General features: G+C 56.3%; 9 protein-coding genes. 7 read left to right on the forward strand and 2 right to left on the reverse strand.

Annotated features, from left to right (window positions below):
• Positions 1-188: 188 nt before the first annotated feature.
• On the reverse strand, positions 189-1,262 hold the full coding sequence (gene rlmM / locus AO068_RS19135) for a 23S rRNA (cytidine(2498)-2'-O)-methyltransferase RlmM (RefSeq protein WP_058409178.1): 1,074 nt from the start codon (positions 1,260-1,262) through the stop codon (positions 189-191).
• Between the two features lie 192 nt (positions 1,263-1,454).
• Between rlmM and acnA the strand changes: the two genes are divergently transcribed.
• From acnA to AO068_RS19160, 5 genes are all read left to right on the forward strand, one after another.
• Positions 1,455-4,199, forward strand: coding sequence for an aconitate hydratase AcnA (gene acnA / locus AO068_RS19140; protein ID WP_058409179.1), 2,745 nt, complete (start codon positions 1,455-1,457; stop codon positions 4,197-4,199).
• A 130-nt stretch (positions 4,200-4,329) separates the two neighbouring features.
• The gene (locus AO068_RS19145; protein WP_058409180.1) at positions 4,330-5,121 is read left to right on the forward strand and encodes a CPBP family intramembrane glutamic endopeptidase; all 792 of its coding nucleotides are present in this window, start codon (positions 4,330-4,332) and stop codon (positions 5,119-5,121) included.
• Between the two features lie 96 nt (positions 5,122-5,217).
• Positions 5,218-6,783, forward strand: a complete 1,566-nt coding sequence (locus AO068_RS19150; RefSeq protein ID WP_058402127.1) for a methyl-accepting chemotaxis protein — start codon at positions 5,218-5,220, stop codon at positions 6,781-6,783.
• Positions 6,784-7,105: 322 nt separating this feature from the next.
• On the forward strand, positions 7,106-7,771 hold the full coding sequence (locus tag AO068_RS19155) for a hypothetical protein (protein WP_063611884.1): 666 nt from the start codon (positions 7,106-7,108) through the stop codon (positions 7,769-7,771).
• 427 nt (positions 7,772-8,198) lie between these two features.
• A complete protein-coding gene (locus tag AO068_RS19160; RefSeq protein ID WP_058402125.1) occupies positions 8,199-8,723 on the forward strand; it encodes a hypothetical protein in 525 nt (174 codons plus the stop codon).
• Positions 8,724-8,787: 64 nt separating this feature from the next.
• Here AO068_RS19160 and AO068_RS19165 read toward each other — a convergent pair whose 3' ends face one another.
• On the reverse strand, positions 8,788-10,653 hold the full coding sequence (locus tag AO068_RS19165; protein WP_058409181.1) for an autotransporter outer membrane beta-barrel domain-containing protein: 1,866 nt from the start codon (positions 10,651-10,653) through the stop codon (positions 8,788-8,790).
• Between the two features lie 765 nt (positions 10,654-11,418).
• On the opposite strand from AO068_RS19165, the gene AO068_RS19175 reads away from it, so the two are divergent.
• Complete coding sequence (locus AO068_RS19175) at positions 11,419-13,299, forward strand: hypothetical protein (protein WP_058409182.1); 1,881 nt, start codon at positions 11,419-11,421, stop codon at positions 13,297-13,299.
• Positions 13,300-13,350: 51 nt separating this feature from the next.
• Complete coding sequence (locus AO068_RS19180) at positions 13,351-14,943, forward strand: hypothetical protein (RefSeq protein WP_058409183.1); 1,593 nt, start codon at positions 13,351-13,353, stop codon at positions 14,941-14,943.
• The last annotated feature ends 55 nt before the right edge of the window (positions 14,944-14,998 follow it).

The raw sequence follows: 14,998 nt of genomic DNA on the forward strand, positions 1-14,998 counted from the left end.
GTCAGTGCCATCGCGGTTGAAAAGCAATGCGTTGGCAGCGACTGCGTGTAAGGCATGGCATTGTTTCGTATCGATGATTTGTGACGCAGAGCGTCACGAACTGCGTACCAACGCGGAGCATTGGCACGATAATCCGATAGTCACTGAAATCCTATAGTCACTGAAGCATGCGGCGCGAGTGTGAGAAATCACTTTCTCGCCGCTTTGGCCACATCAAGCCTGCGCAGGTGGCAGGTGACTTCTTCGCGGTCGTGGTAGAGCTGTTTGCAGCCGATGGACACCCGTACCCCTCGCGTCTGAAAGCCTTCTTCGATACGGTCGAGCAGGCGGCGTACTTCGGCGTAGCGCTGTTTCATCGGCAGCTTGAGGTTGACCACTGCTTCGCGGCACAGGCCTTCGCCCAGCCAGGTTTCCAGCAGCGCGGCATTGCGCGCAGGCTTCTCGACGATGTCGCAGACCATCCAGTCCACCGGGTGCCGGGGTTTGTAGGTAAAACCGTCAGCCATCAAGTGCTGGACCAGCCCGGTGTCCATCAGGCTTTCCGCCATCGGCCCGTTATCGATGGCCGTCACCAGCATGCCGCGGCGCACCAGTTGATACGTCCAGCCACCCGGTGCGGCGCCAAGGTCCACGCCGGTCATGTCGCCGGAAAGACGTTCGTCCCACTGGTCTCTGGGGATGAAATGGTGCCATGCCTCTTCCAGCTTCAAGGTAGAACGGCTGGGTGCCTCGCGGGGAAATTTGAGGCGCGGGATGCCCATCGGCCACATGGCAGAGTTGTCCGCATCGGCCAGACCAAGAAACACTTCACGGCCACTCTTGAACGTCAGCAACAGACGCGGCTTGCGCGGATCGTCAACCAGCTTGCCTGCCTGCATCAGGGCTTTGCGCAGCGGTGCCTCGAACTTCTTGCAGAAATTCGACAGCTCCTTGCCATCGTTGGTATCCACGACCTCAAGCCACAGGCTGCCGCAGGCCGGGAACGCTGAAAGCTGCGCAAGAATCACGCTGATGCGATCGGTTTCCGGCAACTCGAGAAACATCCCCCGCGCCCATTGCCGGGGAAAGATCAGCGCGTCGAAGCGCTGGCCATTCATCAATCGTTCGGCACCATCCGCCTCGGTGCAGATGAATTCGGCACAGGCTGTATCGGGGCGTGCCTTGGCATACCCGGCAACGTCCAGGCGCGCAGCGTGATCGGATATCTCCGAACAGACTTCGCCTTCAAAACCGGGTCTGCAATGCATAAACATTGTATTCATGGGTTACTCCTGGGCAATGGGCACTCGGGCGTAACCCCGCAGACTTGAAAGCCGCGCATGATAGCCCAATCCAGGAACCACTGGTGCTGCAGAACAGTCCACAGCAGTTGAAGCCTGATGCGGCGCTCCCGACCTGATGCACATGGAGCCCGTTAACCGATGTTCGGAGAACAATCCAGAAAGGAGATATTCATGCCTTCCCTCGATAGCCTGAAGAGCCTGAAAACGCTCGAAATCGACGACAAGACCTACCATTATTTCAGCCTGCCGGAAGCTGCCCGCTCCCTTGGCGACCTCGACAAGCTGCCCATGTCACTCAAAGTGCTGCTGGAAAACCTGCTGCGTTGGGAGGACAACAAGACCGTCACTGGCAACGACCTCAAGGCTATTGCCGACTGGCTGACCGAGCGCCGTTCGGACCGGGAAATTCAATACCGCCCTGCCCGCGTGCTGATGCAGGACTTCACCGGTGTGCCGGCAGTGGTCGATCTGGCCGCCATGCGCGCTGCCGTGGCCAAGGCTGGTGGTGACCCGCAGCGCATCAACCCGCTGTCCCCGGTGGACCTGGTCATCGACCACTCGGTGATGGTCGACAAGTTTGGCAACGCCGAGGCGTTCGGCGAGAACGTCGACATCGAGATGCAGCGCAACGGGGAGCGCTACGCTTTCCTGCGCTGGGGCCAGAGCGCTTTCGATAACTTCAGTGTAGTGCCGCCCGGCACCGGCATTTGCCATCAGGTGAACCTCGAATATCTGGGCCGCACCGTGTGGACCAAGGAAGAGGACGGCCGCACTTACGCCTTCCCCGACACCCTGGTCGGCACCGACTCGCACACCACGATGATCAATGGCCTGGGCGTACTGGGCTGGGGCGTGGGTGGGATCGAAGCCGAGGCGGCGATGCTTGGCCAGCCAGTGTCGATGCTGATCCCGGAAGTCATCGGTTTCAGGCTGACCGGCAAATTGAAGGAAGGCATCACCGCCACCGATCTTGTGCTGACCGTCACCCAGATGCTGCGCAAGAAAGGTGTGGTCGGCAAGTTTGTCGAGTTCTACGGCGACGGCCTGGCTGATCTGCCACTGGCAGACCGGGCGACCATTGCCAACATGGCACCGGAGTACGGCGCGACCTGTGGTTTCTTCCCGGTCGATGAGGTGACGCTGGACTACCTGCGTCTGTCCGGTCGTCCTGACGAGACCGTCAAGCTGGTCGAGGCGTATTGCAAGGCTCAGGGCCTGTGGCGTCTGGCAGGTCAGGAACCGGTGTTCAGCGACAGTCTGGAACTGGACATGAGCACCGTGGAAGCCAGCCTTGCAGGCCCCAAACGTCCTCAAGACCGTGTCGCGCTGCCGAATGTATCCAAGGCATTCAGCGACTTTCTCGGTTTGCAGGTCAAGCCCGCCAAGGTCGACGAAGGTCGCCTGGAGAGCGAAGGCGGTGGCGGTGTCGCGGTTGGCAACGAGGCCCAGGTCAGCGGCGAAACCCAATATGAATACAACGGCCAGACCTATCATCTGAAAGACGGCGCTGTGGTGATCGCGGCGATCACGTCCTGCACCAACACCTCCAACCCCAGCGTCATGATGGCAGCCGGGCTGGTGGCGAAAAAAGCTGTCGAGAAAGGCCTGAAGCGCAAGCCCTGGGTGAAAAGCTCGCTGGCACCCGGTTCGAAAGTCGTGACCGACTATTACAACGCGGCAGGTCTGACCCAATACCTCGACGCCCTGGGCTTCGATCTGGTGGGTTACGGCTGCACCACCTGTATCGGTAACTCCGGCCCACTGCTGGAGCCTATCGAAAAAGCCATTCAGCAATCCGACCTGACAGTGGCCTCGGTGCTCTCGGGCAACCGCAACTTCGAGGGTCGCGTCCATCCGCTGGTCAAGACCAACTGGCTGGCATCGCCGCCTCTGGTGGTCGCCTACGCACTGGCAGGCTCGGTGCGCATCGACATCAGCAGCGAGCCGCTGGGCGAAGGGTCGGACGGCAAACCGGTTTACCTGCGCGATATCTGGCCAAGCCAGCAGGAAATCGCCGATGCGGTGGCCAGCGTCAACACCGGTATGTTCCACAAGGAATACGCCGAAGTGTTTGCCGGTGACGAACAATGGCAAGCCATCGAAGTGCCACAGGCCGCCACTTATGTCTGGCAGGACGACTCCACGTACATTCAGCACCCGCCGTTCTTCGAAGACATCGGTGGTCCATTACCGGTTATCGAAGACGTGGAAAACGCACGCATCCTCGCCTTGCTGGGCGACTCGGTGACCACCGACCACATCTCCCCTGCCGGGAATATCAAGGTCGACAGCCCCGCCGGACGCTACCTTCAGGAAAAAGGCGTCAAATATCAGGACTTCAACTCCTACGGCTCACGCCGCGGTAACCACGAAGTGATGATGCGCGGCACTTTCGCCAATATCCGCATTCGCAACGAAATGCTCGGCGGTGAGGAAGGCGGTAACACGTTGCATGTGCCCTCCGGCGAGAAGCTGGCGATATACGATGCAGCCATGCGCTACCAGGCAGAAAATACGCCGCTGGTGATCATCGCGGGGCTGGAATACGGCACTGGCTCCAGTCGCGACTGGGCGGCCAAGGGTACTAATCTGTTAGGCGTCAAGGCTGTCATCGCCGAAAGCTTCGAACGGATTCACCGCTCGAATCTGGTCGGTATGGGCGTGCTGCCTTTGCAGTTCAAGAACGGCCAGACCCGCAAGACACTGGGCCTGACCGGCAAGGAAACGCTGAAAATCACCGGGCTGACCAACGCAGACGTGCAACCAGGCATGAGCCTGACTCTGCATATCAACCGCGAAGACGGCAGCAAGGAAACCGTCGACGTGCTGTGCCGCATCGACACGCTTAACGAGGTGGAATACTTCAAGGCGGGGGGCATTCTGCATTACGTGTTGCGACAGCTGATCGCTTCCTGACACGCATGCCTGACACGCAGCCTGCCCCCCGCTCAGGGGTCAGGCTCGTGCATGAAGATTTGTATAAGCTCAAACCGGCATCGCTGGACGTCGGATAGAATCCTGCGCTTCTTGAAGCAGGATGTATCTCATGAGTACGAGGCACTGGCTGGTTCTCTTTCTTCTGAGTGCTGGCTACGCGCTGGCACTGTCCTATGGCAGCCTTGCCCCTTCTGCGGCCGCAAGTTTCGGCCTGTTGCTCGTCGCCTGGTTATGCGTGGCATTGCCCTCCCATCAATACATCCGCCTTTTTGGTCATGCGCTGTTTATTGTGACGGGCCTCGCATTGGCCTTTCATCTGGCACCCGGCTTCAATAGTGCGCAAGTCATCGAGGCCACCCGATTCACGGCCGATGCCCAGGTTTTTTCCATGTCGCTTTATCTGGACAAGCCTCTGATCGGCTTCTGGCTGATACTGGCCTGCCCGTGGATCGTGCCCAGGGTGGACATGACCCATTCGCTGCAAACCGGCGTTCTGGCGTTGATCGTGACGTCAGCGTTCTGCATGACCGCAGCCGTCGTTCTCAACGTTGTCGGCTGGTCACCCAAATGGCCTGATCAAGGCCTGATATGGCTGCTCAACAACCTGCTGCTGGTGACCCTGACCGAAGAACTGTTTTTCCGCGCATATCTGCAAGGCGGTCTGCAGCGCCTGTTCAAGGGCTCTAGGTTTGCGACCGCACTGTCGATCACCCTCGCTGCAAGCCTGTTCGGGCTCGCTCACACGGGCGCCGGCTGGGAGTGGATAGTATTGGCGGGCGTGGCAGGTGTGGGGTACGGCATCGCGTTTCGTTTTGGTGGCCTGCAAGCGGCGATAATCAGTCACTTCGGTCTGAATCTGGTGCACTTCGGGCTTTTCACCTACCCCATGCTTGGCCGGTAATGCTGACTGCCCGGTCATTTGTGACGCACCGCTCAATTTATCGACACGCCGGCCGATAACACACCATAGTCTTCCGGATCGAAGGATCGAAACCCAATGCGCAACAACCAGCCCATCACTCAACATGAGCGGACTTTTCCTGCCGAGCAGCGACTGATCTCCACCACCGACACCCGCGGTACGATCACATATTGCAACGATGCCTTCGTCGATATCAGTGGTTACAGCGAGGCGGAACTGCTCGGTGCAGCGCACAACACCGTGCGTCACCCGGACGTGCCGCCTGCGGTTTTCGAGCACATGTGGACCACGCTCAAGACCGGGCAGCCGTGGATGGGCATCGTCAAGAATCGCTGCAAGAATGGCGATCATTACTGGGTCAACGCCTACGTGACGCCGATGCTGGAAAACCGCAAAGTGGTGGGTTTCGAGTCGGTACGCATCAAACCGACCGCCGAACAGATCCGTCGTGCCGAGGCGCTTTATGCTCGAATCAACAAGGGCAAGAGCGCGATACCAGGCCGCGACAAGTGGCTGCCGGTACTTCAGGACTGGCTGCCGTTCATTCTGGTCAGTCAACTGAGCTTCCTGATCGGCGTATGGCTCAACTCGCATTGGGGCTTTGCCCTGGCGGCGGCGCTTTCAGTGCCACTGGGCCTGCTGGGGCTGTCCTGGCAGCAGCGCGGCACCAAACGCTTGTTGCGCCTGGCCGAGCAGACGACCTCTGACCCGCTCATCGCACAGATGTATACCGACAGCCGTGGTCCACAAGCGCGCCTGGAAATGTCGATCCTCAGCCAGGAAGCACGTCTGAAGACTTGTCTGACGCGTTTGCAGGACACCGCCGAACATTTGACCAGTCAGGCTCGTCAGTCCAACTCGCTGGCCAATGCCAGTTCGACCGGGCTGGAGCGCCAGCGTGTGGAAACCGAGCAGGTTGCCGCTGCCATCAATCAGATGGCCGCCACCACCCAGGAAGTCGCCAGCCACGTAAACCGTGCCGCCGATGCCACTCAGCAGGCCAATCAACTGACGCGTCGCGGCCGCGATATCGCCGGTGAAACCCGCGAAGCCATTCAGCGCCTGTCCACCTCGGTGGGCGAAACCGGCCTGACCGTTACCCGACTGGCCAAGGACAGCGATGAAATCGGCGGCGTGGTCGATGTGATCAAAGGCATCGCCGACCAGACTAACCTGCTGGCTCTCAACGCGGCGATCGAAGCGGCGCGCGCTGGCGAGATGGGCCGCGGCTTTGCGGTCGTGGCGGATGAAGTACGCCAGCTGGCGCAACGCACCGCCGAGTCCACCGGGCAGATCCATGGCCTGATCGCCAAACTGCAGCAGACCGCCAACGACGCGGTACAAACCATGGACACAGGTCGCCGTCAGGCAGAAGAAGGCGTGGCCCGGGTGCTGGAAGCGGACCAGGCACTGGTGGGCATCAGCGAGGCCGTCGCCAACATCACTGACATGACCACCCAGATCGCCACCGCCACTGAAGAGCAAAGCGCCGTCGCCGAGGAGATCAACCGCAATATCGCCACCATCGCCAGCCTGGCTGACCAGACATCGGACGAAGCCCATCGCTCGGCAGTGTTGAGTGGTGAACTGACCGATACGGCAAACTCGCAGTATTCGCTGGTGGAGCGGTTTAATCGCTGAGACTTGAGACTGTTCTCAAAGCCTCGACAAACTTCGGTTGGTCGGGGCTTTTTTATGGGGTGTCAGTGTTGTGCGCGGTTAGCTTTAAATATCAATCTGACAGAATCTGAGAAGCGATCTGAAGACTGCGTAGGATATTTCTTTAACACCTTTGACGACAGCAATGTTGCACTCTTGACCATTGACAGCGAATGCATACTCCGATTAGTTGAAATTCAGGTGATGCGGTAGTTATTTATTACCCCTGTAACTATCGTTTATCACCTGAGTAAAACTTTAGCTCAGCGCCATGTGGCGCCTGGCTTTTTAACTGGAGAGAAAAATGAAAGATTCCAGCCAGCACTATCAATTTTCCGCACCACGTGTTCCAGCAGCCAGCCCTATTGATGGACTGATGCCAGTTGACAGCCTGAACCGGCCGGTGAGCGTTGAGGTTGGACTTTGGAGCAAGATGCGTCCGGGCTATGACATCCAACTGAACCTGGACGGTCATTTGGTGGGAGAACGAAAAATCCTGACTCACGATAACAGCCCTGGCGACGTAACTTATCTGGAGCTGGACGAAAAGTTTTTGGCAGAAGATCGTTCATACACCTTGTGCTTTACGACCACGAACAATATCAACCAAACTCAAGAGGACTCACCGTTTACCTCCTTGATTATCGACCGCACCGCCCCAGGCGCAGCACTGCTTGCGCCAATCATCTTCCATCAGGTCAATTTCGGCGAAGCTCTGAAAGGCATGCTTCCCGGCTACGCCGACATGCAGGCGGGCGATTGCATCCAGACCTTCTGCAATAACAGAGAAGGCCCGGTTCATGTGGTGGAGCCTGAAAACCTTGCCACCGTTCCCATGCAGATCATTTTCAGCAAAGCATTCCTGCTTGGTCTGGACAGCCAATACGTTACCATCAATTATCAGGTCATCGACCGTGCGGGCAATGTGTCACTGCTCTCGCACTCCGTGACGCTGTCAATGCAGCTTTAAGCACAGCAACCTACATTTCTTGCCTACAACCTTGACGGTTTCGCACGCTGATGCGTGCGAGACCCTAATGATAAAGTTGAGTGAATATTCCTATGCATGAGTGGGAATCTAGACAAAACGCAGTTTTTTACCTTTTGTAAGACTTATCTGTAGTTAACGTCCTACAGGTATTTCACGCAGAAAAAGTTCCAGAAAAACACCCGCACCCAGCTTTACCCTTTATTTACAGCATCCCTGACACTAATGATCAATAATTTAGTACGCACATGCTACAAAATGTAACTGCACAACCATACACAACCTATGCATGGCTTTGAAATGGGCAGACACTTGACCTGAACACTTATGTGCCTTGTAATATTTCCGCTGCCGACAACTGCCGGCATATACATAACAACTCAACTTAATGTCAATAAAAGAGTTTACGATGGATAAAGAACAATCCACGGATGTAGCGGCGCGCACCCAAAAAGAAAAAAACAATCCCAAAAGCGCGAGTGCTGTTCAAGAAGCCCCACCTCACGAGAGTCTCTACCGACAGGCGAGCCCCCTCCACCTTCCATCCGATATTTCCAGTACGCTGAAAGCACCTGTGTTGCCTAACATCGATCCTGATTCCATCAGTCACGAGCAGGCACATGCGGGCATTACCATTCATATCCCCGGGTCAGTCAAAATGTGCTGGGGTGACGAAATCCATTTCTATTGGGGGAAAAACCTGTCATCGACAACGCTTTTCCATAGGGTAGGCGAAAACAGCGTGGTACGTGTGCTGTGTATTTCCTACAACTTCACGCCCTATGTTCAGTACGGCCTGGTTGACCTGTATTACGAGCTTTATCGTGATCATCGCCTGATCGGCACATCGCCGGTGTTGCGGGTGAACGTCAACTACGCGGTGCCTGTCACGTCCCGACAGAGGCAACGCAAACGCAGGTTTACCGATCAATAACTGAAAAGCCCCCGGTGATCACTCACCGGGGGCTTTGGTGTTGCTCAGGCACTGGCCTTAAGAATCAGAATGCCAGGCGTAGCCCCACATTCGCACCCCAGGGTTGCTCGATATGCCGACCTTTCATGTAATCGAAGTCTGCATGCAGTTTCATACGCTCGGACAGCGACACCGATACCCCGGCGCCCAGTTCGCCGCGCGAACCGAACAGGCTGTTATCGAACGTCACGTCGTTGACTTTCACCTCGTTATGGCGCGAAAACTCCTGCGCAATGGCGACACGCACATAAGGCTGCAGCACTCCGCCATCCTTGAGCGCAACACTGCGGCCCAGCGAGGTGCCGACCTTGCCCAGTACCGACTGGGTGTGGTCGTTCTTCGCCTTCATGCCATTATCCAGACGCAGCTCCTGTCCCTGAACGACGACACTGGACAACTGAGCGAAGGGCTCAAGGAAGTAATCGTCCGCCAGCTTGATGTGGCGGCCGAACTCTACCCAGCCCCCTACCCCGTTGTTGGTGTAGTCACCCTTGGCCTTACTTGCATCGCTCATGGCAACATCTGCCTTGTTGCGAAAGCGGTTGAGTTTGAGCACCCCGTCAACGTAGTAGCCATCGTCCGACAGCCAGGTGGCATAGGCACCTGCATAGTAGCTGTCGACTTTGCCCGTGGTGCCACGGCTCAAATCGATACCGGACGTGCTGTACCCTCCCAGCACACCCACCACCAACTGGCCGCTGCTGACCTCGACAGGCGCATCGGCACCCAGCGACAGGCCACTTTGCTTCTGCCGATAGTCGACACCATCACTGGTCGTGGCATTAAGCCTGTTGCCATAGCCACGCATCCAGCCGCCCGCCCTGCCGCTCGCGCGAACCTCGCCCATGCGCGAACGCAGGGTAGACAGCTCACTCATCCAGATGGCAGGTGCCGCGCTATAAAGCGCAAGCGCGCTCTGGGCCGAGGGGCTTATGACCTTGTCTTTACCGACGATGAACCAGTCATTGCCCTGTTGCTCCAGCAGATACGAATAGGCGCCGAGGTCGACACGCCCGCCCAGCAGGCTGAATTGCGCGTCACCACCTTCGGTATGCACCACCTTGAGCGGTGCCATGTCAGCAGAGACAACCTCCACCCCCGTGTTGCGCACCCGCAACCCGAACTGCCCACTGGCCTGGCCGTTGACGTCTATAAGATCTCCGACACCGTTGTCCAGATCCACGCGCAAGCCAAACGTGCCGCCCCCTGACAACTCATTCAGCGAAAGTGTATGGAACCCTTCACCAGCAAACGAAACCCTCCCCCCGTGCAGGGAAAGCGACCTGACGGCATTGTCGCCCTGCATCTGCCAGTGACTGCCCGAGGTAATCGCCAGACGGTTGCCATTGACGATGTCGCCGTTCAATTGCGCGTCGTTTTGCAGCGTGATGTTCAGGGTGCTGGTGTCATCGGCGACAAGGTCGCCGTAGAGGGTGCTGTTGTCGACGTTGAAGTTGACAGTGCTGTGATCTTCCACCTCCAGCAGGTTGCCATTTCCGGCCCATAGCTCGGAATGGTTTTGCACAGCAATGTCGGCCTCGATGTCGAGCGCAGCGCGCTGGTTTACTTTGATGGCGGCCCCGGCCAAACCCTGGACTATCGATCGGTCAATCACAGCAACGGACTTGTTTCCGACCAGTATTCCGGCTTGGGATCCATCTACCAGATGGATTCCATTCATGTCGCCTGTCACATGACTGTTGTCGGCGATCAGCACATTGGCGCCAGAAACAAAAATCCCCTGCCCACTTTTGCTTTGCGACGCAAACCCGCGCACATCGGTATTGAAAATACTCAGCGCCCCCCACAACCCGACTGAAATACCGTAGCCCGATCCCGATACATCGCTTGAATGAGCCGATACCGTGGAGCCAGGGTTGATAGAGCCCATCACTCCATGAAGAACGATGCCGCTACCTGTCGCGTTTTTCACGGTAGCGTTGGAGAGATTACCCAGCGCATCGGAAAGGCTGATACCGCTCTCAACCACGCCGGACTGAATATTGACCGTAGAGTCTCTCACGACCACCTGGTCTGCTCGCCCACCGACAATATTAAGAATACTTTGATCACCAATATGATAAGAATCGAAGGGAGTATCAGGACCTACGGTAATGATTTCAGCCCGTCTAACGGTTTCATCTGGCAACTCTTCATCCGGCCACAATCCGGTGACTGCTTCAGTGTCTAAAGACAGACCATTATTATCGCTCGATGCCGCTGCCGACGCCTGCACATTAGCTAGAGCACCAAAGGCAATCACGGCAAGTTGAAACGCGCCACCCCGCGACTTAACGACATTACTTTTTCTACTAGACACCGTCCATCTCCTCGTTTTTTTGAGAGTGGAAAGATAGCTCACTTAATTCATAAACTCTGGCCCTGTTCAATACCCAAAACGTAGGAGCATTCCCAAAATAATATAAGAACTTTCTTACAGCGAGCATCCAAATGGACGCCAAGCAAAAAATTCGCAAACCAATTAAATAATTCCCACGCAACCACTTGACCAACCCACTAAAACCCTATTACGTCCAATTGTGACTGAGAACATCATTAGCTCTTTCGCCAAGTACCAGCCAAAAAACCTCATTCAGAAACACGTTCGAAAAAGTAGGAAATCCCCTACAAAATTTTAATGACAAGGCATCTACACATGAAAAATTGCTCAAACAACTATCTCCCAACACCTGTTTCAGTTTCCGGAAACAGGCATCGAAACTTGAATCTTGTATTGACTGCACCCGATATTGCAGTCGCATTTCATGATCAGGATACGCCAGGGCTCATACCGGTCGCTGACGCATCCCAAACGTTGACGGTCGATCTCGTTGTATGGCCAGCCGCACTTCCTGGTTACACCTATCAACTGCTGTTCAACAGTATCGCGACCGGTCCCCGAAAACTGATTCTGCCCTCACATGCACCAGGAGACCCCCTGCACCTGCAGATCCCGGCCGAACTGTTGCTGGAAGGTTTCCACGATGTCGCGTACGTCGTTGTCAATCCGATCAATCAGGTAGAACAGAAATCGGAAATTTTCCGGATTCAGATCGACCGGACAGCGCCAGGCGCTCCGGAGCTTGCTGCCATACAGTTCCCAGCCGAGATCCAGAACGGTCTTACTGCCGCCGAGCTCGATCAACTGGGTGGCCAACTTGATGTACAGATTGCCGGTTACACCGGTATGGCCAAGCATGACCGCATTCTGACCAGGTGGGGAGATATCGTAGGCCCCACTGCTGTCGTCAACGAAACCGATATGGGGCTGGACAAGGTCTCGGTCACTTTTACACGAGCGTTTCTACAAACGTTGGGGGAGGAAGAAAAGCAGGTGTGTTACCAGGTCATCGACCGTGCGGGCAACCCTTCAATCCTCTCGAACACTGTAGCGGTGAAATTAAGGCTGAAAGACTTGCCTTCTGATTATCCGGCACCTGTGATTGATCAAGCGCTAGGCGATCTGATTGATTATCAGGAAGCTCAGGCCGGAGTATTGGTCGACATCCCCCATTATCCGGGCGCAGCGGCGCTTGATAGCATCCAGCTGTTCTGGGGCACCAATAATCCCTTGACCCCTGTCTTCGTTGCACCTGGCGACGAAGATGAAGCCGTCATACTCACGTTGAAGCTGCCATTCGAGGCCATTGCCCAAGGTCCGCAAGGCGACGCAGCGGTTCATTATGAAGTGTCTCGCAACGGCGAACTGACGGGCACATCGCTGGACACCCACATAGACGTTTTTACAACACTTCCCTTCCCCACCCCCTTGAGCAACTTGACGGTACAAGGAACGAGCGTACAAAACCCGAACACCCAGGACAACTTCATCGACGAAGACGATTACGAGTTGAACGGCAGAGGAGTAGTACTCTGGAATACAGGGTTCGAAATCAATGATGATCTGAACCTGTATTGGGGTAACCAGGTAAAAACGCAGTGGTATCAAATACGGTCTAGCGACGTTGCAGCGACAAGAGACTTGATTATTCCGATTGATAACGAGCTGATGAAGTTGCAAGGCACCGGCGAGGCCATTCCGGTGTACTTCACAGTCACGCGCACAGGAAACCCAAACAGTATGACGAGTCCGACTCAGCCTGTAACAGTACGGTCTCGAGAAGAGCAACCCGGGGGCGAAAACGGATTGACCGGGCCCACGTTCAATCTCACGCCCAACGGAGTGCTGGGCCCCAATGAAAATCCGGACGGTGCCGATGTAAAAGTTTCACCTTATGTAAATATTGCCGAGGGCCAGAAGATCACCTTCACGTTCAAGGGTTTTGACGACTTCAATAATCCCATCGAAGCCGCTACTTATGTGACGACTCGTAAGCTGGATGAAGTGGATGTTGTGCAAGGGCATGTATTCAAGGTCCCTCAGATCAACACACTGCTTATTTGCACAGGGTTTGCGGAGGCGAGTTATACCGTCGACCCTGTCGAAGGCAGCAATCAAAGTCCGGCAAACTCCACGGTCACTCGCGTCATCGTGCATATGCTTAAACCTACCGACTTTACCTGTCTGAGTCGCTAAACCGTTGCGGGCTCACAAGGCCCGCAACTTTTACACATATAAGGAACGCCCATGTATAACCTTGCGACTGAAAAAAAAGAAAACGTGCTGACTTCGCCAGTCATCGCAGCCGCCTTGAACGATGGGCTATTACCCATCGACAGTTTGAACACGCCCCTCGAAGTGCTGTTGAACGTCTGGCAAGGCGCGCGCCCCGGCTATACCTATCAGCTGTACTTCGATGGCGTGCTTATTGGTCTCAAGAAAGAGATCCTGCTTTCGCAGATGCCAGGTGACGACCTCATGCTGCACATTCCATCCGAGCTGTTGACCGAAGGCCGTCACTCGGTGGCTTACGCGGTCGAAAACCCTATTAATATGGTCGTCGAGTTTTCTGCCGAGACAGTTGTCATCGTAGACCTTACCCCACCTGGCGACCCACTCCTCGCCCCCATCATTTTCCCCACGCAGGTACAGAACGGTCTGACCTCAGAAGAACTGCAAACCATGGGTAACGTGCTTTCAGGGACGATTGCCAGCTACAACGGCATGCAGGAGGGTGATGTTGTCCGCACCTACTGGAATGATCTGCCCGGTCCGATGGCGGTGGTGAGCAGTGATGACGTGGGTCTCAAGCGAACAATGGTCGACTTCGCCAGACCGTTCCTGGAGTTGATTGGCGACATTGAGGCGCCGGTTTACTACACGATTACAGATATGGCAGGGAATCTGTCCATGGCCTCGGAGGCGGTGGACGTGAAGCTGCAACTCGCGCAAGCAACGCCCCTGCCCACCCCAACCATAAAAGAAGCCACCGGCAACACGCTAGACCCGGCTAACGCCCCATCCGGGGCAACCGTGGTGATCGACGCCACCGCCAACCTGAAAGCCGGTGATCAGGTGATCGTGCAATGGCAAGGGCCGAACGGCAGTGACACCAAGGAAAAGACCCTGTCGAGCGCAGAAGCCGGCAAGACGCTGGAGATGCTGTTTGCGTTTGCTCTGGTAACGGCAAACGCCGGGCAGACGGTGGCGATTTCTTATGTCGTCAATCGCATCAATGGTCTGGTACAGGTATCCGACACACTGGCGCTGCAGATTCTGATGGGGCAGCCCGAGCTGGTGCTGGACACCTCGCCGGTCACGCTGGCCGGCAAGGTTTATCTGCTTCCAGGCTCGCCGGACCTGCTGCCGAACTTCCCGGCCGACACCACCCTTCAGCGTCAGGCCAGCGGCGGACAGGCACCCTATCAGTACACATCGAGCAACCCGCTGGTCGCGAAAGTGGACAGCAACGGGCTGGCCTCGGTTCGAGGCAACGGCATGGCCACCATTACGGCGTCCGATGCCTCGGGCGCGAGTAAAAGCTACCTGATCACCGTCGTCGGCGTCATCCATTGCATCGGCCTGGGCAGCGGGAGCTTTTCTCAGATCAGCAAAAACGCAGGCAACAACGGCGCAAGGATTCCGACCATTCACGAACTGGTGGAGATCTATAACCTGTACGGCAATCGCTGGCCGATGGGCAACGGTAATTATTGGTCGTCCACTGTTTCAAGCGCCGGCATCGGGGGCTGGAACTGGTACTACGTGAAAAACATGGTCTCTGGCGGAAACTTCAAGCTGAAGAGCCACAACTCCAGTCTTGGCGTTGGCATCAGATGATCGAAAACTGATGAACCTGTAATCATCAAACAGGGCGTTACCCGAGAGGGCAACG

Source organism: Pseudomonas sp. ICMP 3272, from assembly GCF_001466905.1.
Lineage (GTDB): Bacteria > Pseudomonadota > Gammaproteobacteria > Pseudomonadales > Pseudomonadaceae > Aquipseudomonas > Aquipseudomonas amygdali.

Coding starts and splice junctions, on each gene's coding strand:
- rlmM (WP_058409178.1), bottom strand. CDS start 1,262: ATGAATACAATGTTTATGCATTGCAGACCCGGTTTTGAAGGCGAAGTC.
- acnA (WP_058409179.1), top strand. CDS start 1,455: ATGCCTTCCCTCGATAGCCTGAAGAGCCTGAAAACGCTCGAAATCGAC.
- AO068_RS19145 (WP_058409180.1), top strand. CDS start 4,330: ATGAGTACGAGGCACTGGCTGGTTCTCTTTCTTCTGAGTGCTGGCTAC.
- AO068_RS19150 (WP_058402127.1), top strand. CDS start 5,218: ATGCGCAACAACCAGCCCATCACTCAACATGAGCGGACTTTTCCTGCC.
- AO068_RS19155 (WP_063611884.1), top strand. CDS start 7,106: ATGAAAGATTCCAGCCAGCACTATCAATTTTCCGCACCACGTGTTCCA.
- AO068_RS19160 (WP_058402125.1), top strand. CDS start 8,199: ATGGATAAAGAACAATCCACGGATGTAGCGGCGCGCACCCAAAAAGAA.
- AO068_RS19165 (WP_058409181.1), bottom strand. CDS start 10,653: ATGGGCTCTATCAACCCTGGCTCCACGGTATCGGCTCATTCAAGCGAT.
- AO068_RS19175 (WP_058409182.1), top strand. CDS start 11,419: ATGAAAAATTGCTCAAACAACTATCTCCCAACACCTGTTTCAGTTTCC.
- AO068_RS19180 (WP_058409183.1), top strand. CDS start 13,351: ATGTATAACCTTGCGACTGAAAAAAAAGAAAACGTGCTGACTTCGCCA.